Below are 17,233 nucleotides of genomic sequence, written 5' to 3'. Positions count from 1 at the left end.
GTCAGGTGTTTCCATATAAGTCGATGAGTTGGCGTACATCGGTGATGTGGCCGGTCAGTGCTGAAGCCGCTACGGTCAGTGCACTGGCCAGATAGATGGTGGCATCGGGGCTACCCATGCGCCCTCGGTCGTTGCGGGTGCTGGTGCTTATTCGCACTTCTCCAGCTGCTAGTTGTGCGAGTCCGCCAAAGCAGGGCCCACACGTGGACGGTGAAATCTGGGCGCCAGCCAGCATCAGGGTGTTGAGCGTGCCATCTTGCAATGCTTGCTGGTGAACCTTGCGGGTAGCCGGAATTACCAGCAACTGCACATCCGGATGAATGTTTTTACCAGCCAGCAATCGCGCTGCGGCCTGAAGCTCAGCGAGACTTCCCGAGGCGCAACTACCAATGTAGGCATGCTGAATCTTTATATCATGGAGTACCGCGGCGTCTCTTACATGATTGGGGGAGGGTGGGATGCTTACCAGCGGGGACAAGCGGCTCGCGTCAATCTCAATATGGTGGTAGATGTTGGCATCTGCATCGCCAACTAGTATTTGAGGATCTTTGACTCCTAGCGATCTGAGCGCCCGGATTGATGTCTCGTCCGCTGGAATGATCCCGGACTCAGCTCCACAATCGATGCTGAGGCCTGCAATGGTCATCCTCTCTGGGATCGTGAGTCGTTCGATTGTATCCCCCGTATATTCGATGACACGGTAACAGGCCAAGTCTTCGTCAATCTGGCTGATGGTGGCCAAGACGATATCACGCGCACCCACCCCCGGTCTAAGCTCGCCATGGACATGGACACGCACTGTGCCTGGCACCCGGATCCAGATGTCACTACGAGCCATGGGCATGGTGACCTCCATGCCAAATGGCACTGCGAGGGCTCCGACCCCGCCGATACCAGAGGTGTGAGTATCGGCACCCACCACGAACATCCCGGGCGCCACCAGCCCTTGCTCCACCACCAGTGGATGCGTGATGCCTTCGCCATCAAAAAAATGCCCGATGCCAGTCGATACGGCAAGCTGTTTGGTCTGAAGATTGCGTGTCGCTCCCGCCTGGCTGTGCACCGGCACCTCGTGGTCAATCGCGACCACAATCTTGTTGGGAGTTGCGAACTGGTGGATGCCAATATCGCCCAGTCGCTTAACGTAGGCGGGAAAAGAGACCTCGGGGACGGTGATGAGATCGGGCTTGGCCCAGATGATCTCACCTTCTTCCACGTATTCTTTGCCACTGGCTCGAGCAAGGATTTTTTGCACCAATGTCATGGGCATCATTTACTCCTTACGGTCCAGGATTGAGGACTCGAACGCCTCGTATCGGCTGGCGCCCAGCAATGCCGAGAGCTGGGGTAACGGTATCATGGATTCAACAAAGCGTGTGGTGGTACCTGTTGTCTTGAGCTCGGAAAGAATGGTTCGCTGCAGTTGGGTGATCGCCTGAATGAGGGTGATCGGATACATCGCCATTCCGAGACCTGTCCCGGCCAGTTGTGCCTGAGTAAAAAGCGGACGTACTGTTTCGGCCACGGTGTGCACCACAGGGACAGGTGAAGCGCGTACGACTTTCTCGATGTCTTCAAGACTGGAAAGCGAGGGGACCATTACAGCATCAGCACCGGCATCGGCCATCAACTTGCAGCGTCGGATGGCTTCGTCCAGCCCTGCGATGCTAAGTGCATCGGTGCGCCCAACAATCAGCAATTCGTTGCGAGCCGCAATGGCAGCGCGAATGCGATGTCGCATTTCTTCGTCAGAAGCCAAGACCTTGGAGGCCATGGCACCACACCGTTTAGGATTGACCTGATCCTCTAGGTGCAGGCCAGCCACGCCACCGCGTTCATACGCACGTACGGTTTCAGCGATATTGCTGATCCCACCATAGCCTGTGTCTGCATCTGCCAGCAAGGGCAGTGCGACTGTCTGGGCGATGGTCGTGGACTGTTCCGTCATCTGTGTGCTCGAAATTAACCCAATATCCGGTTTGGCCAGGCTCGCCGCAAACGAATAGCCGGACATCGACATGGCCTCAAATCCCGCCTCGGCGATTAGCATTGCTCCTAGTGGATCATGGCAACCCGGCGTCGCCACCGCACAACGCTTTTCAAGCAGATGTCGTAGTTGCGCGGGGGCGGTAACTTGCTCGGGTGCTGGTTTCATGGCTGGATTCGAGGTCAATGTTGGTTAGACTGGTTAAGGTGATCGGCTAGTTGCCAAGCGTTGTGGCCTGTTTCTTGACAACCGCAGGGTCGAACTGGTTGATCGCGTTGACGAACTGGTTGGTGTAAAGAGAGTTGGGGTCAAGGGGTGCATCAAGCCGCTTGTTGTTGCGCATGAAGTCGACCATTACCGCGGCGGCCTGCGGAGGAAACTCCCCCCATTTGGCGCCCGCCTCTGGCGAGATGAACTCGCTGCGCACTTTGATGAGGTTTAGCGCTTGCTTCATGGCATCCGCATCGTTCAAGTTGGTCGGCTTGGAAGCTGGGTAAATTTTCCAGTGGGCTTTGACTGCACCCTCGGGGTTCTCAAGCACCATGGCTGATCCCTGTGCTACGCACCGTAACACTTTAGCGATTACGTCCGGGTGCTTTTCAATATAGTCATCACGAACAAAGTAGGAGCCGCCAAAGACGAGTTTCTCAGCCTCAGGGGTGGAAAATCGCCGGAGCTTGATGCCCATGTTTTCTGCGGTTGCGATTTGTGAATCCCAGGTGCCCCAGACATCGACCCTACCGCTTGTGAGCGCAGCAATGGCTTGGGCTCCTGCACCCGTCTCCACAAAGGTTACGTCCTTGTTAGGATCGAGACCGGCCTCGGCAATCATGCCCTTGATGATTTCAACCAGTTGTGCACCGTAGGAGATCACGCCAATCGTTTTTCCCTTGAAATCCTGAATGGATTTGATCGAGCTGGTCTCAAGGACAACAGGGAACTGAAAATTGCGGCGCATGTTCAGGTACACGGCCTTGATAGGTGCACCCTTGGCACGGGCCAGGATTGCGGCACCCGGTCCCATGTTGACAAATTGTGCTTGGCCGGAAAGGACAGCCTGCATCGCAGCAGAAGAGTTGGTAGGCTGAATGGTGACATTCAGGCCTTCACGCTTCCAGCAATCAGTGTAGAGTGGGACAGAGGTATTGTTGGCCTGTGAGGCATCAATCACACTGGTGCCGATTGCGATTGTCACTTTTTGTGGGGTTTGGGCAAGTGCAAATTGCCCAGCAAGCAACGTGGCGGCAATAGTGATCGCCATTTTCCTGGTCTTTTGGATGGTCATTATGGTGGGTCTCCTGTGTTTGTTTGGATTGTCTGTGCAATCTTGATAGTGTTTTACAACGGAAAGAGTAAAGAATGAATAGTCAATTGGTCTTACCAGCTTCTGCCCACTGACTGAACCGCTTATTGGTCAGCCATCCAGCAATCATGCTGCGGTGAATATCCAAAGGGCCGCCGGCAATGGAATAGCCACGTACAAATCGATAACGTCTCTCCACCCCCATCTCCCTGAGGTAGCCCGCACCGCCCATGACCTGAATCGCATCATCACAAATGCTGCGCGCACTTTCGTTCCCAAAGACCTTTAGCATGGACGACTCTAGAGCATTGGGCCACCCATCGGTATCGTTGAGTGTGTTGTAGAGCATGACGCGGGCGGCGTAAATAAGGATAGCCATGTTGGCTAGGCGCATTTGTACTGCCTGAAAAGAATCGAGTGTGCGGTCGAATTGCTCTCTGCTCGAGACGTGCTCAAGCGCACTGTCGTAAGCACCAATAGCCGTGCCAATGATAAGCGCGGTCCCACCGCAACGTTCGAGGTTGTAGCAATGGGTGAGCTCGGCAAAGCCCCCCTCGCCGACCAGCAGGTTGGTGGCGGGGACCTCGCAATCATCGAACAGCAGGTCGGCCTGGTAATGGCCAGCCATGTTTTCACTGAGTCGATCTATGCTGAATCCCTTGGTGCCACGCTCCACCAGAATTGCGCCGATACCTTTGGCGCGAGGGCGGTTGCTGAGTCGGCAATAGATAATGAAAAGGTTGGAGTTGGCGGTGTTGGATACGTAGTGCTTGCGCCCGTTGATGACGATCTTTTCCTCACCCAGGGTTGCGCGTGTGAGCAACGCCGTTGACGCAGTGCCAGCACCTGGCTCGGTGATACCGATCGCGACCGAGTACTTACCAGCACAGATATCGGGTAGATATTTGCGTTTGTGTTCCTCCGTCCCGAATGCGTAGATGTAATAAGCCTGTCCTAGGCTTGCGCATGACATGTATCCTGCGGCGTCTAGACTGTGGCGAGCCATTTCCTCGATGCACATCGCCGCATCCAGATGAGGAAGCCCGATCCCGCCATAGTTTTCTGGAATGTTCAGACCCAACAATCCGGCAGACCCGAGTGCAGCCAACATCTGTGATCCTAGCGAGGGATCGTTCTTCGCACGCTTTTCCAATGGAATAATTTCGCGCTGAGCAAAGAGTCTGATCTGCTCGATCAATTCCTGTTGTTGTTGGGTGTGTCGAATGGTCATGAGGGGTCCTTGGCAATGGCCTGGGGATCAGGGAGGGGTGTTTGTTTTTGGTCAGTGGCAGATGATGGCATCAAGATGGTTGACCTCGATGAATCACACCCGCAAGGTGCAGTTGTGCAAGTTGTGCGTCGGAGTAGGACAGCCTCTCACGCAGCACTTCGTCGGTATGCTCACCAAGCCTGGGAGGTGGTAAGTAGGAGGAGATGGGCTCTCGTGCATAACGGATCGGATTGGCAATCATGTCCATCGGATCGCCCGTCCGATCAGGGATGCTTTTGTGCAGATCCCTTGAGACAACCTGCGGATCGGCAAACACCTGGGCAATATTGTTGATGGGTCCAGTGGGAATGTCTGCATTGATCAGCGCCTGAAGACAGTCTTTGGTAACGCACCCAGCGAAATATGCTTCTAGAATGGGAACCAAGGTGTCACGATTACGAATGCGCGCCACGCTGGTCGCGAACCGTTCGTCAGTCGCCCATTGAGGCTGGCCAAGCGCCTGACAGAATCTTTTGAATTGCCCATCGTTGCCAACAGTCAACATGATGGCGCCGTCCTTGCAGTGAAAAACTTGGGAGGGAGTGCCGCCGTTGCCTGAGTTGCCACGTCGCGGCAGCATTTGACCACTTATAAGGTAGTGCATGGCGTAGTGCGACATGGTGGCAACGGTGGAGTCCATCAAAGCGATATCAATGTAGTCGCCTGCTCCGCCGTTGTGATGACGGGCTTGCAAGGCAGCAAGGATCGCCACATTGGCATAAAGGCTTGTGATCACATCCGTGATGGACAGCCCGGAGCGCAAGGGGCCGCCGGCCGGGTGCTCGTCCGGATAGCCGATGCTGCTCATCAGCCCACCCATCGCCTGAAAGATCGCGTCATAGCCCGGGCGTTCGGCATACGGGCCCGTTTGACCAAATCCCGTCAGCGAGCAATAGATCAACCCAAGATGGTTGGCGCTGAGTCGCGGATAGTCCAGTTCGTAGCGCTTTAGTGTCCCGACTCGGAAGTTTTCAATCACAACATCAGATTGCTGAACAAGATCGCGAATGATCTGGCTGCCAGTTGGGGTGGAAAAGTCGATAGCGATGGAGCGTTTATTGCGGTTGGCCGCTAGAAAAAATGCGGTTTCTCCCTCGGCATCATCCCCGCGAAAGGGCGGGCCATACTGTCGGGCTTCGTCCCCAGTCTTTGGGTGCTCCACTTTGATGACCTCGGCACCTAGATCAGCCAACATCTGGCCAACGAGCGGCCCTGCCAACACTCGGCTCATGTCGATTACACGAATGCCACTCAACTTGCTCATCCAGCGTCTCCATCCTGTTGGTCTGCTGACGGCTTTTTCTTGTATCTAGGCTGACCTAGTCAAGCCTGAAACATTTGATTTATTCGTCTGCGCGAATCAGTAGTGTCCCAACGTTTGCACGCCAAGAGCTTGTAAGTTAATGATTTTATTGCCTAATTCGGTCATTTTGTCTGGTCTCGATTTCAACTTTGATTTCGAGCAGACTGAGGGTTGTTCGCGACTTCTCGCGGGGAACCCTCATGCACCAAGGCAAACTCGTTTTCTCGCAGATCATGATGCATCTGCCACTGACAACTTTTCGGCGTTGCGTCGCCGCGCATCGAGGCGATCACAAGGTCAAGGACTTTACCTGCTTGGATCAGTTTCTCGCGATGGCCTTTGCTCAATTGACATATCGGGAGTCGCTTCGCGACATCGAAGTCAATCTTCGCGCACAGGCCAAGCGTCTTTACCACATGGGATTTCGTTGTGCGACGCTGTCTCGCAATACGCTGGCCAATGCGAACGCGACGCGTCCTTGGCAGATCTATGCCGATTACGCTCAGCATCTGATTGGGATTGCGAGGCCGCTTTATATCGACGAGCCTCTCGGTATCGATTTGGACGCAACGGTTTATGCGTTCGATGCGACTACGATCGATCTGTGCCTGTCGATGTATCCGTGGGCACCGTTTCGTCGAGCCAAGGGCGCGATCAAACTCCACACGCTGCTCGACCTGCGGGGCGCAATCCCAAGCTTTATCAGCATTACGGACGGCAAGACGCACGAGGTCAACGTGCTGGACGATCTTATTATCGAGCCAGGGGCATTCTATTTGCTGGATCGCGGCTACCTCGACTACCAACGGCTTTATGCCATTCATCAATCGCAAGCGTTCTTTGTCACGCGAGCCAAGTCCAACACAAAGTTTCAGCGGCGATACTCCCAACCAGTCGATCGCGCGAACACACAAATCATATGCGATCAGACCGGCGTGCTCACCGTCTACTACACCGCCAAAGAGTATCCGCAAGTGATTCGTCGCGTTGTAGCCAAAGACGAGAATGGCAAACGCTTGACCTTTCTGACCAACAACTTTGCGCTCAGCCCCGAGATGATTGCCGCACTCTATCGACAGCGATGGCAGGTCGAGTTGTTCTTCAAATGGATCAAGCAACACCTTCGAATCAAGACCTTTCTGGGTACCAGCGAGAACGCAGTCAAGACGCAAATTTGGATCGCGGTCTGCACTTACGTGCTGATCGCGATACTCAAAAAACGTTTGAAACTGCCCAACAGTCTTCACGAAATTTTACAAATCCTGAGTTTGACTATGTTTGAAACAACACCAATAAATCAACTACTTAACCCGCCCCACGAAAATTCAAGTATCGATTTCGAGCAAAATCAGCTTGATCTCCTATGAGAAACGTTGGGACACTACTGATCGCATATATATCTTTAAAAATGAGCAAAGAGACTGACTGTGCCGCAACCAACCTGCCGGAATTTGCGATAATGGCGTTATTGCAAATTTGACGCCTAACTAAAAAATTTTCGGGTGAAGATAGCGTTAATTGACCACAACTATTCGAAAGCGCAGCCAGATAAGTATCAAAGTCAGCATTAGCTGTAGTTTGTATGATGCGTGTATAGATCCCCCTACCATCATTTGTGTAAGGTGCATTCAAGATTGCTTGTAGTTGACTCTTACCCTTTGCCACTCCAGCTTGCCAGCCGCCAGCATTCGCAAAAAACTGCTCGAGGCTCGCGCTATTATTAGCAATTAGAAATCCCTGATAGTCCTTGTCTAATTGACGAGCTGCTTGAGCAAGATCTTGAAACTCTGTAGTCTTGAGGTTGACCTCTCTTGTGAAAACAAAATTGCTTAGGGTAGCAAGCGTTTTAGATATGTTATTGACGCTTGTTTGTAAATTACTTAGTTGTGACAAAATCAATGTGGTGTCTGATGAGGTCCCCGCACAATAACTCGCGCCCAAGTCACTGGCGGCTTGAACTCCATCACCCACAATCGGGAGGACCTGACCAATAGCGCCAGCAAAAGATAAGAATGTTGTGAGGGCTGCATTACAAGGAGCCTCTTGAGCATGGGCTTTAGATATCAAAGTGAAATGACTGTTAGCAAAAAGAGCTTTGTACTTTAATAAGGATTTGGCTGCAGCGGTTCGAGTGCCTGGGAAAACATTCGGGTCAACGATCTCCCAATCCAGAAGACGAGCCTTTAGCGCATCTAAAAAAGCCCTTTCTGAAGCAGCGGTCTTAGTAATTTGACTAGCATAATAATCGCCCAATTCCTCAAACGGGTCCGCACTACCATCGGGACTATCGTAGTTTGTAAAAAAAGTGAGGGTGCGTTGGTTAAATTCTTGCCAAGAGATACCTGACTCGTTCAATAGCTCAGACGATAGACGTTGGGCCAAATAGAAACCGGTAGACAACGAGCTTGGGCTCAGTGGTGTATAACCACTCGATGATTCTGCAGCAGTGATTGCGCCAACCATGACTCCGTAGGAGTTTTTAAATAAAAGCGCATCACCTGCATTGATCGTCACATCAGTATTGATATAGCAGTTCTTTGCGCCAGATGGGCAGCGCACGTCCCCAATCACAAAGGTTTCTCTGCCCTCACTATTGACTATCGAAACCTGAGCATAATTAAACGCACTTTGATTAGCAAAGGCGACCGTAGTATTACTGTTTAAATCAGCAGTGCTAGAGTTTGATCCGCCACATCCTGAAAGTGCAATTGATACGGATATCAATGAGAAAACAAGTAAGGTTTTGATCGTCATAATAAATCTTTAATATGAGTATTTATGGATGATATTACCGAATATTTTATATTAAAGAATGTTTATTAATACCGACAAATACTGACAAAATGACTGAGCTATTCATTCTTTACTCAAAGATAGAAAATTAGCTGAAATTATTATTACGGGTACGCATGATCCAGGGACTTACCAGCTGGGATGGGGGTCGGGGATTCATTCAGCTAAAACACAAAATCTTACCGCTATTGCGAAACAGGTCATACACTCGAATTTCTAACAAACAATATCACTCTGCCAGCCAATACAATTTGCGCACTGTACAAGCATGGCCACTTTTAAACTCAATCAAAACAAATACCCGAGGATGACATGACAGCTAGATTAAAAGGAAAAATTGCCCTTATTTTGGGCGCAGGGTCCGTAGGACCTGGCTGGGGCAATGGTCGGGCGATGGCGGTTCGTTTCGTCGAAGAAGGTGCGAAAGTATTTGGCGTCGATAAGGATCTAGCCCGAATGGACGAGACCGTTGAGCGCATCAAGGCGATCGGTGGTGACATTGAAATTGCCCACTGCGACGTCACACAGAGCGCCCAAATCGCCGACATCGTTCGTCAGTGCATTGAAAAATGGGGACGCATCGATATCTTGATTAATAACGTGGGTGGCTCAGCCTCTGGCGGACCGGTCGAACTCGACGAGGACGTTTGGGACGCACAGGTCGACAGCAATCTCAAAAGCGTCTTTCTGAGCTGTAAACATGTTTTGCCCATCATGGAAAAGCAAGGTAGCGGTGCGATCATTAATATGTCTTCCACCTCGGGCACCCGCTGGACGGGTTCCGCACAGGTCGCCTATGCGGCGACGAAAGCGGGTGTGATTCAGCTCTCCAAAGTGGTTGCGATTCAGTATGCCAAGAAGGGCATTCGGGTCAACACCATCGTCCCCGGCCAACTCCACACACCCATGGTTGAGGTCAGGCTCGCGGGCCAACGATCAGGCGGAGATGTCGCAAAATTACTCGAACAGCGACAAGCTCGCATACCCTTACCCTTTATGGGCGACGGGCGAGACACTGCCAATGCAGCCGTATTTCTCGCTTCGGACGAGGCACGATTCATTACCGGTACTGAGATTGTTGTCGATGGCGGAATGTCTGTACGCTGTGGTTAATTTTTTAATGAATGCTATCAATCACAATCAATTTCTTTTGGAGACACAGCATGAAGAACACCATTAAAAAAATAGCCTATACGTTTCTCGGCACCCTGATGATCGCTGCCGCACCGCAATTTGCCATGGCACAAGCCAAAACCACCAAACTAATTGTCGCCTTTCCTCCTGGAGGTCCTGTCGATTTTGTCGCACGCAGCATCAGCGAGGCACTGTCCAAGGAACTGGGTCAACTCGTCATTGTTGAAAATAAAGCGGGAGCCAACGGCGCGATAGCGGCCGACTATGTGATCAAGTCCGCACCCGATGGCAATACCCTATGGCTGACCAGTGTCGGCGCAGTCGCCATCAATCCCAGCCTCTACCCCAAACTGTCATACAACCCACAAAAAGATCTGGCGCCTGTCTCGCTTGTGGTCAATAACGTAGAGCTGCTGGTCGTTCACCCAAACAATCCAGCGAACAATCCAGCCGAGTTTGTTGCCAATGCCAAAAAGCAGCGTACCACGATGGCGTCCTCGGGCGCTGGCAGCGTGCCTCACTTGGCGATGGAGCAAGTGGTCGATAAAACCGGTGCGAATTTAGTCCATGTCCCTTACAAAGGCGCAGCACCTGCGATTACAGATGTGATGGCAGGCCATGTGGATGGATTTTTTGGAGATATCCCCGGTCTGATCAACAACGTCAAAGCAGGTAAGCTCAAACCTGTTGGCCTAGCGGCAACACAACGTCATCCACTTTTGCCGGATATCAAAACATTTGAAGAAATGGGTATCAAGGGCGTAGACTCTGATAACTGGTATGCGATCTTTACCTCTAAAGCCACGCCTCCCGCAGAAATCGATCGCCTCAATAAAGCAATCGTGCGCGTCCTAGCCAATGATGCGGTTAAAACGCGTTTAGCCAATTCTGGCGCACAACCCGCTGCCTCGACACCGCAGCAATTGGCGGAGTTATTAGCCCAAGACACAGCGAAATGGGAACGACTGATTCGTAGTAAAAATATTCAACCATAGTAAATAGTGTGACACGCTTAAACACCAGGAGAACAGTATGGCTCAAGAAAGTTGGAAAACGGCTTACCGCTCTTTTTATTACGAACAGGCGCCTATTCCGGACGACCTTGAGTTTGCTGCTGCTAAAACCGCTTTGCTTGTCATCGATGTGCAAAATACCTATCTCACTGAATCTAAGGATCCCATAGAGCGTGCTCGTTGGGCGCCCTTCATGACGCGCATGCACCAACAAGTCATTCCCAACATTCAACGCTTGATCCAGGCATGTCGGTCAAAGGATATGAACGTGCTGCATGCGCGCATCGCTTGTCAAACCCCTGATGGGCGCGATCGCTCACTCTCACAACGCAAGCCAGGTTTCAATAATTTGCTGCTGCCCAAAAATGATTGGGAGAGTCAAATCATCGATGCCCTCGCGCCAAAGCCCGAAGAAATCGTCGTGTTAAAAACGACCGACAGTGCCCTGACAGGCACGAATCTGCGGCTCATGCTCAATAACCTAGGTGTACAGCATGTCATTTGTGTGGGTATTTTTACGGATCAGTGCGTCTCGAGCACGGTTCGTAGTCTCGCTGACGAAAGTTTTGATGTCATCGTCTGTCATGATGCCTGCGCTGCTGCGACAGACGAGTTACACGACAATGAACTCAAGACCATCAACTGGATTTATTGTCAGGTGGCCAGCACTAACGAAACTTTAACGTTTATTCGTTAAAAACCGACGTTAAACTCTGCTAGCATTAAAGAGGTTTTTATTTAACATTTTGTTGAAAATAAAAACGTTGCGCTCGGAGCTGCAAAGATGTCGATCTCTATTCAAAACACAGGTTATTCCGTTCTGCACGACTCGCTCGTGAACCGCGGTACGGCGTTTACCGCAGCGCAGAGAAAAGCAGCAGGCCTGGAGGGGCTTTTACCTCCTGGCGTCGATACCCTTGAGCTTCAAGTGGCTCGGGTTCACGCCCAGCTTGACATGCTCGACACAGATTTGCAGCGCTATTTGTTTTTAATGGACTTGCAAAGTCGTAATCAGACACTTTTTTATGCAGTGCTGATGTCTGATGCCGCCAAGTTCATGCCTCTCGTTTATACGCCAACGGTTGGCGAGGCCTGTCAAAAGTTCGATCATATTTTCCGCGCGACACGCGGACTTTATCTGCCTATCAGTGCCAAAGGGCGTTTGAAAGAGTTGATGTCGAACTGGCCGCAAAAAGACATTCGTTTTATCGTGGCCACGGACGGCGAACGTATTCTCGGCTTGGGCGACCTAGGTGTGGGCGGTATGGGCATCCCGATCGGCAAATTGGCGCTTTACACCGCAGTCGCTGGCGTTCCTCCTGAGCTCACACTTCCGATCACGCTTGATGTAGGCACCAACAACCAGACCCTACTGGATGACCCGCTCTACCTCGGCTTGCGTCAGCAGCGTGTGCGGGGCGACGAATACCACGCGTTCATCGCTGAGTTTGTCGATGCCGTACAAACACTTTATCCAAAATGTTGTTTGCAATGGGAAGATTTTGCAAACTTTAATGCTGTCCCAATTTTAGAAACGTACAAAGACAAGATCTGTACTTACAACGATGACATTCAAGGCACTGCAGGTGTTGCGCTTGCAGGTCTGTATGCAGCCCTTCGCATCACCGGTCAAAAACTGACCGAGCAGCGCTTTCTCTTTATGGGAGCTGGCTCTGCCGCCACAGGCATTGCCGAGCTGATTAGCGAAGCCATGGTTATGGAGGGGCTCACCATCGAAGAAGCGCGCGGTCGAAACTGGTTGTTTGACATCAACGGACTGGTGGAATCCACACGCACCGATTTAGCGGATTTTCAGAAGCCTTTTGCGCATCAACATGCACCATGCAAGTCGTTTGTCGATGCAATCAACGCCATCAAACCAAACGGAATCGTCGGCGTCAGCACAGTCCCCAAACTCTTTAATCAGGCTGTGATCGAGGCCATGTCCAAGGTCAATGCCCAGCCTATCATTTTCCCTTACTCCAATCCGACTTCGCGCTCAGAATGTACGGCCGAAGAGGCCTACAAATGGTCAAACGGTAAGGCAATTTTTGCCAGTGGTAGCCCCTTTGATCCTGTGACCTTAGGTGCAAAAACGTTTATTCCCGGTCAAGGCAATAACGTTTACATCTTTCCAGCCATGGGGATGGCGGTACTCGCCACACAATCCAAGCGTGTGACTCAACAAATGTTTATCGTGGCCGCCAAGGCTGTTGCTGAACAGGTCACGCAAGAGGATCTGAACTCAGGTCTCATTTATCCGCCTCAGTCGCAAATCCTTGCAGCCTCCTTACATACCGCTGCGAAAGTTGCAACTTACGTTTTTGATCAGGGCTTAGCGAGCGTCGATCGGCCAACGGATATTGCTGCGCACATCAAAGAAATAGCCTACAAACCCGTCTATGGTGACTGACCGCATCGCGTGCATCCTTCGGGCAGCGGCACTACTTCATGCGAATGGCCAAACGACTCAACGCGTCATTGAGGCGACAACGCGATTGGCGCGTGCGTTTGGTTACGAGGTAGTCGTCTTGCCACAATGGGATTTTATTCTTCTGCGTTTTAGACCTTGGTCTGCGGCGGCATCCACGCCATGGCGTGAGGTATCTGTTCATATTCGGCCCACTGGCGTTGCGATGAACAAGGTCTCTGAAACGATCCATTTGATTGATCGCGTATCCGCCCTGCCCTCGCCTTTAACTGAGGAGGAAGTTTCTCGCGCGGAAGTTGAAATCATGGCGATCGAAGTCCTCCAACCCAGTAGTTATCTGCGCTTTGTGATGTTGACAGGCTTGGGGGCTGCAGCGCTTGGTTTGATTTTTGGCGTCACAAGCTCACTCGCGCTTGCTTTAATATTTTTTTCTGCTGCGTTAGGCGCGATCTTGCGCCGCGCTCTTGCAGGTGAAAATCTATTTGTACAGCCTCTTGTTGCAGCGTCGGTCGCGGGCCTGATAGGTGGAGCTTCGCGACATTTCTTTGCAGGTATGCCACTACAATTTGTAGACATCATTCCCTGCATGATGCTCATGCCGGGCGCGCATGTATTAAATGCGTCACTCGATTTAGCGAGAGGTCGCTTTAGCCTGGGTGTCGCGCGCTTTACATATAGCCTCATGATTTTCTTGGTGATCTGCACAGGACTTCTGGTGGGTCTCATGATCACAAACGGCTCATTAACCCATAGCATGCCGCCAGATGAAGTTCCGCTATGGCTTGACATCGTTTCTGCGGGGGTCGTCATCTCAGCCTTTGGTGCCTTATATTCTCTCCCCTGGCGAATCCTCGTTGCACCGCTATTGGTGGGCATGCTTTGCCATGCGATTCGCTGGCTCATATTGGAAAACGGTGGTGGAGTGGTGCTTGGTGCATTCGTCGCCTGCCTGATCGCGGGCACCATCACCGCAATTTTGGCGAGATACTTGAAACTCCCCTTTGCCGCCCTCGCCTTTGGTGCTGTGGTACCGATGATGCCCGGTATTTTTGTTTTAAAACTCGCCAGTGGTCTGGTCGAGGTTTATCGCGCGGACATTGACGCCACTCTCGCAATGTTGACGAGTGTTGTCTTTAATGGCACCACTATCTTTCTGATTGTGATGGCAATGACGATGGGATTGATTATCCCGAAAATGCTGATTGATGGCTGGTTTGAATCTAGGAATAGAAAATCAGCCCTTCCAGAACGGTGGCGTTAGCTCTGAGCTTATTTGCTTATAAAGAAGAAACATTTGCCTTTAAGTCCATTAGTAGTAGACAATAAAAAGTAACATTTCATTTCAGACCCTTCTGATTTCGGCTCTCTTCCTCATGCAAGCACACGCTCAACATGGCCTTGATTTGCTTGAAGCAAGACTTAGGCAAGATCTTTCGTGGCTAGAACTTCCATCTAAGCCCTGGATGATTAAAAAATCGCACGAGGGACAACCTGTCATCGAAGTCGCCGTCATTGGCGCGGGGATGGCGGGACTCGCAGCAGGTATGGCACTCAATCTCTTGGGACTCCATCCCGTCTTGTTTGATCGCGCACCCGAGGGCTATGAAGGACCGTGGGTGACCACTGCACGCATGGAAACACTGCGATCGCCCAAGCAATTAACAGGTCCAGCACTCGGCTTGCCTGCCCTCACCTTTCGCGCCTGGTTTGAGGCCCAGTTTGGTACACAGGCCTGGACTGAGCTCGACAAAATCCCACGCACGCAATGGATGCAATATCTGCGCTGGTATCGCAAGGTCACCAAACTCGATATTAGAAATGAACATCAGGTGCTAGAAGTCAATCCTAGAGCGGATCAACTCGTCGAGCTCTTAGTGCAACACCCCAAGGGCATTGAAAAGATTTTAGCGAGACGAGTCGTTATCGCCTCTGGACGGGATGGTCTCGGTGGTCCGTCACTCCCCCACTTTGCAGACAAAGTCCCCCCTCAGTTCAAAGCACACTCTTCAGATTCCCTCGACTATCACGCACTCAAGGGAAAACGCGTGGGCGTGATTGGTGCAGGTGCCTCGGCCATGGACAGCGCAGCGACCGCGCTCGAGTGCGGCGCAAAGAGCGTCGACATGCTAATCAGACGCTCAGACTTACCTCGAATCAATAAAGGCAAGGGCGCTGGCAATCCGGGACTGACACATGGTCATATTGATTTGCCAGATGAATGGAAATGGCGCATTCGTCACTACATCAATGCGCAACAAGTGCCGCCTCCGCGCGGGAGCACCTTGCGCGTATCCCAACACGCCAATGCACGTTTCAATCTAGGATGTCCCATCGATGACATCACCGTCAACGCCGAGGGTAGTTTGACGATTCGTACTCCCAAAGGCGTGTTCGAACTCGACTTTCTGATTTTTGCGACGGGATTCAAAATAGACTGGCTCGCCCGCCCTGAATACGCAGTGATTGCCAAACATCTGCGCACGTGGGGTGACCGCTACCAGCATGAAGTCGGTCTCGAGGATAGGGAGCTCCAAGACTCCCCCGACTTGGGGACAATTTTTGACTTAAAAGAAAAGAATCCAGGTCAATGTCCCGGCCTTGAGCGGATTCATGTGTTTTGCTATCCGGCCACCCTCTCCCACGGCACCGTCTCGGGTGATATTCCCGCGATCAGCGATGGGGCCAAGAGGCTCGCTCAAGGCATCGTGAGTTTGTTTTATAGAGAGGATGTCGCTGAGCACTTTGAAAATATCAAAAACTTTGCAGAACCTGAGATCATGGGTGATGAGTGGTCTGCCGCCCTGCCACCGCAGATCCTTAAAAACACTCACTAACGATCACTTGCAATCATTGAACAGGAAGAGACATGTCAAATCATGAAGCATTGCAAAATAAACCGGATACGCTAGATCGTCTGCTCGAACTCGTCCCTGGCTCACAGACCTACGAGATCAGGCATCAGCGCACAAAAGTAGTGGATGCGACACAGGCAAGCGAGGATCTGCTGCTTGGTGGTCCTGTAGAGGGACTGTCAGTCAGTGATCGACTCCTCGTGGCCTTGCTTGCCTGTACCCTCACGCCGTCGCAGGCATTGAAACATGAATACGCGAATAGACTCTCGGCCTTAGGCGTACCAGACCATACGATCCAAGTTGTGGCAAGCGCTCAACTTGCTCAACTCGAGGATCTGCGTCTCAAACAGATACTGATATTTACCGCAGCTCTGATCACGGATCCCATCAAAGCAGACAAACAAGCACTACTTGCCCTGCAGGCCTCGGGGCTCACCACGCCTCAGATTACCGCACTGTCCCAGTTAGTTGCTTTCGTGTCGTACCAGGTAAGAGTCTATGCAGGACTTCATGCCCTGAAAGCCTTGAATACGCAAGGAGCACAGTCATGAGCGAAGTCATCCGCATCAAAGGCTTTACCAACGAAACACTGGATTGGAAAGCATGGCTCGACGTCGTCAAGATCAGCGAAGCAAGCGCCGAACAGATCGCGATCCTCGAAGAAAGCCACCCCAAGGCAAAAGAATCTGACTATTACCTTTTTCTCGCGCACCAGCCTGATATTTTGCGACAGCGCTCCGCCGCGTTCAATGCCATCATGTATGCACCCGGTGGGATGCCCCGTGCCGAGCGTGAACTCTCCACCGCAGTAGTATCCCGTATCAACGGATGCGTGTATTGCGCCTCAGTGCATGCTCAGCGTTTCGAGCAACTCGCCAAAAGAAATGACAGTATCAAACAAGTGTTCACGGATCCTCGTACGGCTGGAACGACTGACCGAGAAAAGGCGATTGTTCAGTTCAGTATTCTGCTAACTGAAAAACCTGACACAGTATCTGCCTCTGATATCCAAGCGCTTAAAAATGTCGGCTTAGACGATGCTGAAATTCTGGACCTGATTCACTCTGTCGCCATTTTCGCTTGGGCAAATCGCTTGATGCTCAATCTCGGCGAACCTGTCTTTCCCTCAGCTTGACATTCTCAATCA

Annotated in this window: 15 protein-coding genes; 9 read left to right on the top strand and 6 right to left on the bottom strand. The window is 51.6% G+C overall.

From position 1 onward, the window contains the following. Position 1 precedes the first annotated feature (1 nt). The 5 genes from AC8GE9_RS10055 to AC8GE9_RS10035 form a co-directional block, all read right to left on the bottom strand. The gene (locus AC8GE9_RS10055; RefSeq protein ID WP_506677029.1) at positions 2-1,270 is read right to left on the bottom strand and encodes a 3-isopropylmalate dehydratase large subunit; all 1,269 of its coding nucleotides are present in this window, start codon (positions 1,268-1,270) and stop codon (positions 2-4) included. A gap of 3 nt (positions 1,271-1,273) precedes the next feature. Beyond that, positions 1,274-2,155 (bottom strand): isocitrate lyase/PEP mutase family protein, encoded by an 882-nt coding sequence (locus AC8GE9_RS10050; RefSeq protein WP_506677028.1) that lies wholly within the window; start codon positions 2,153-2,155, stop codon positions 1,274-1,276. Positions 2,156-2,201: 46 nt separating this feature from the next. Next, the gene (locus tag AC8GE9_RS10045) at positions 2,202-3,272 is read right to left on the bottom strand and encodes an ABC transporter substrate-binding protein (RefSeq protein WP_506677027.1); all 1,071 of its coding nucleotides are present in this window, start codon (positions 3,270-3,272) and stop codon (positions 2,202-2,204) included. A gap of 82 nt (positions 3,273-3,354) precedes the next feature. Beyond that, entirely contained in the window at positions 3,355-4,521 is a 1,167-nt protein-coding gene (locus tag AC8GE9_RS10040; RefSeq protein WP_506677026.1) for an acyl-CoA dehydrogenase family protein, read from the bottom strand. Between the two features lie 70 nt (positions 4,522-4,591). Next, the gene (locus tag AC8GE9_RS10035) at positions 4,592-5,824 is read right to left on the bottom strand and encodes a CaiB/BaiF CoA transferase family protein (protein ID WP_506677025.1); all 1,233 of its coding nucleotides are present in this window, start codon (positions 5,822-5,824) and stop codon (positions 4,592-4,594) included. 239 nt (positions 5,825-6,063) lie between these two features. Here AC8GE9_RS10035 and AC8GE9_RS10030 point away from each other — a divergent pair, with 239 nt between their 5' ends. Then, positions 6,064-7,230, top strand: coding sequence for an IS4 family transposase (locus tag AC8GE9_RS10030; protein WP_506676400.1), 1,167 nt, complete (start codon positions 6,064-6,066; stop codon positions 7,228-7,230). Here the strand turns inward: AC8GE9_RS10030 and AC8GE9_RS10025 are convergent. Then, a complete protein-coding gene (locus AC8GE9_RS10025) occupies positions 7,169-8,617 on the bottom strand; it encodes a hypothetical protein (protein ID WP_506677024.1) in 1,449 nt (482 codons plus the stop codon). The genes AC8GE9_RS10030 and AC8GE9_RS10025 overlap by 62 nt on opposite strands. 351 nt (positions 8,618-8,968) lie before the next feature. Between AC8GE9_RS10025 and AC8GE9_RS10020 the strand changes: the two genes are divergently transcribed. The 8 genes from AC8GE9_RS10020 (at position 8,969) to AC8GE9_RS09985 (ending at position 17,221) form a co-directional block, all read left to right on the top strand. After that, on the top strand, positions 8,969-9,769 hold the full coding sequence (locus tag AC8GE9_RS10020) for an SDR family NAD(P)-dependent oxidoreductase (RefSeq protein ID WP_506677023.1): 801 nt from the start codon (positions 8,969-8,971) through the stop codon (positions 9,767-9,769). 50 nt (positions 9,770-9,819) lie between these two features. Beyond that, a complete protein-coding gene (locus tag AC8GE9_RS10015) occupies positions 9,820-10,785 on the top strand; it encodes a Bug family tripartite tricarboxylate transporter substrate binding protein (RefSeq protein WP_506677022.1) in 966 nt (321 codons plus the stop codon). A 37-nt stretch (positions 10,786-10,822) separates the two neighbouring features. Continuing rightward, on the top strand, positions 10,823-11,500 hold the full coding sequence (locus AC8GE9_RS10010) for a cysteine hydrolase family protein (protein WP_506677021.1): 678 nt from the start codon (positions 10,823-10,825) through the stop codon (positions 11,498-11,500). A gap of 87 nt (positions 11,501-11,587) precedes the next feature. Continuing rightward, entirely contained in the window at positions 11,588-13,216 is a 1,629-nt protein-coding gene (locus AC8GE9_RS10005; protein ID WP_506677020.1) for an NAD-dependent malic enzyme, read from the top strand. Then, positions 13,206-14,495 (top strand): threonine/serine exporter family protein, encoded by a 1,290-nt coding sequence (locus AC8GE9_RS10000; protein ID WP_506677019.1) that lies wholly within the window; start codon positions 13,206-13,208, stop codon positions 14,493-14,495. The genes AC8GE9_RS10005 and AC8GE9_RS10000 overlap by 11 nt, the downstream gene beginning before the upstream one ends. A 112-nt stretch (positions 14,496-14,607) precedes the next feature. Next, entirely contained in the window at positions 14,608-16,068 is a 1,461-nt protein-coding gene (locus tag AC8GE9_RS09995; RefSeq protein WP_506677018.1) for an NAD(P)-binding domain-containing protein, read from the top strand. Between the two features lie 32 nt (positions 16,069-16,100). Next, positions 16,101-16,637, top strand: coding sequence for a CMD domain-containing protein (locus tag AC8GE9_RS09990; protein ID WP_506677017.1), 537 nt, complete (start codon positions 16,101-16,103; stop codon positions 16,635-16,637). Then, positions 16,634-17,221, top strand: a complete 588-nt coding sequence (locus AC8GE9_RS09985) for a peroxidase-related enzyme (protein WP_506677016.1) — start codon at positions 16,634-16,636, stop codon at positions 17,219-17,221. The genes AC8GE9_RS09990 and AC8GE9_RS09985 overlap by 4 nt, the downstream gene beginning before the upstream one ends. Positions 17,222-17,233: the final 12 nt, after the last annotated feature.

This window comes from Zwartia lucis (assembly GCF_965234455.1).
Lineage (GTDB): Bacteria > Pseudomonadota > Gammaproteobacteria > Burkholderiales > Burkholderiaceae_B > Zwartia > Zwartia lucis.
The sequence above is the reverse complement of the archived record's forward strand: the minus strand, read 5'-3'. Positions and strand labels throughout refer to the sequence as shown.

Coding starts and splice junctions, on each gene's coding strand:
- AC8GE9_RS10035 (WP_506677025.1), bottom strand. CDS start 5,824: ATGAGCAAGTTGAGTGGCATTCGTGTAATCGACATGAGCCGAGTGTTG.
- AC8GE9_RS10010 (WP_506677021.1), top strand. CDS start 10,823: ATGGCTCAAGAAAGTTGGAAAACGGCTTACCGCTCTTTTTATTACGAA.
- AC8GE9_RS10045 (WP_506677027.1), bottom strand. CDS start 3,272: ATGACCATCCAAAAGACCAGGAAAATGGCGATCACTATTGCCGCCACG.
- AC8GE9_RS09995 (WP_506677018.1), top strand. CDS start 14,608: ATGCAAGCACACGCTCAACATGGCCTTGATTTGCTTGAAGCAAGACTT.
- AC8GE9_RS10020 (WP_506677023.1), top strand. CDS start 8,969: ATGACAGCTAGATTAAAAGGAAAAATTGCCCTTATTTTGGGCGCAGGG.
- AC8GE9_RS10025 (WP_506677024.1), bottom strand. CDS start 8,617: ATGACGATCAAAACCTTACTTGTTTTCTCATTGATATCCGTATCAATT.
- AC8GE9_RS10055 (WP_506677029.1), bottom strand. CDS start 1,270: ATGCCCATGACATTGGTGCAAAAAATCCTTGCTCGAGCCAGTGGCAAA.
- AC8GE9_RS09985 (WP_506677016.1), top strand. CDS start 16,634: ATGAGCGAAGTCATCCGCATCAAAGGCTTTACCAACGAAACACTGGAT.
- AC8GE9_RS10050 (WP_506677028.1), bottom strand. CDS start 2,155: ATGAAACCAGCACCCGAGCAAGTTACCGCCCCCGCGCAACTACGACAT.
- AC8GE9_RS10015 (WP_506677022.1), top strand. CDS start 9,820: ATGAAGAACACCATTAAAAAAATAGCCTATACGTTTCTCGGCACCCTG.
- AC8GE9_RS09990 (WP_506677017.1), top strand. CDS start 16,101: ATGTCAAATCATGAAGCATTGCAAAATAAACCGGATACGCTAGATCGT.
- AC8GE9_RS10030 (WP_506676400.1), top strand. CDS start 6,064: ATGCACCAAGGCAAACTCGTTTTCTCGCAGATCATGATGCATCTGCCA.
- AC8GE9_RS10005 (WP_506677020.1), top strand. CDS start 11,588: ATGTCGATCTCTATTCAAAACACAGGTTATTCCGTTCTGCACGACTCG.
- AC8GE9_RS10040 (WP_506677026.1), bottom strand. CDS start 4,521: ATGACCATTCGACACACCCAACAACAACAGGAATTGATCGAGCAGATC.
- AC8GE9_RS10000 (WP_506677019.1), top strand. CDS start 13,206: ATGGTGACTGACCGCATCGCGTGCATCCTTCGGGCAGCGGCACTACTT.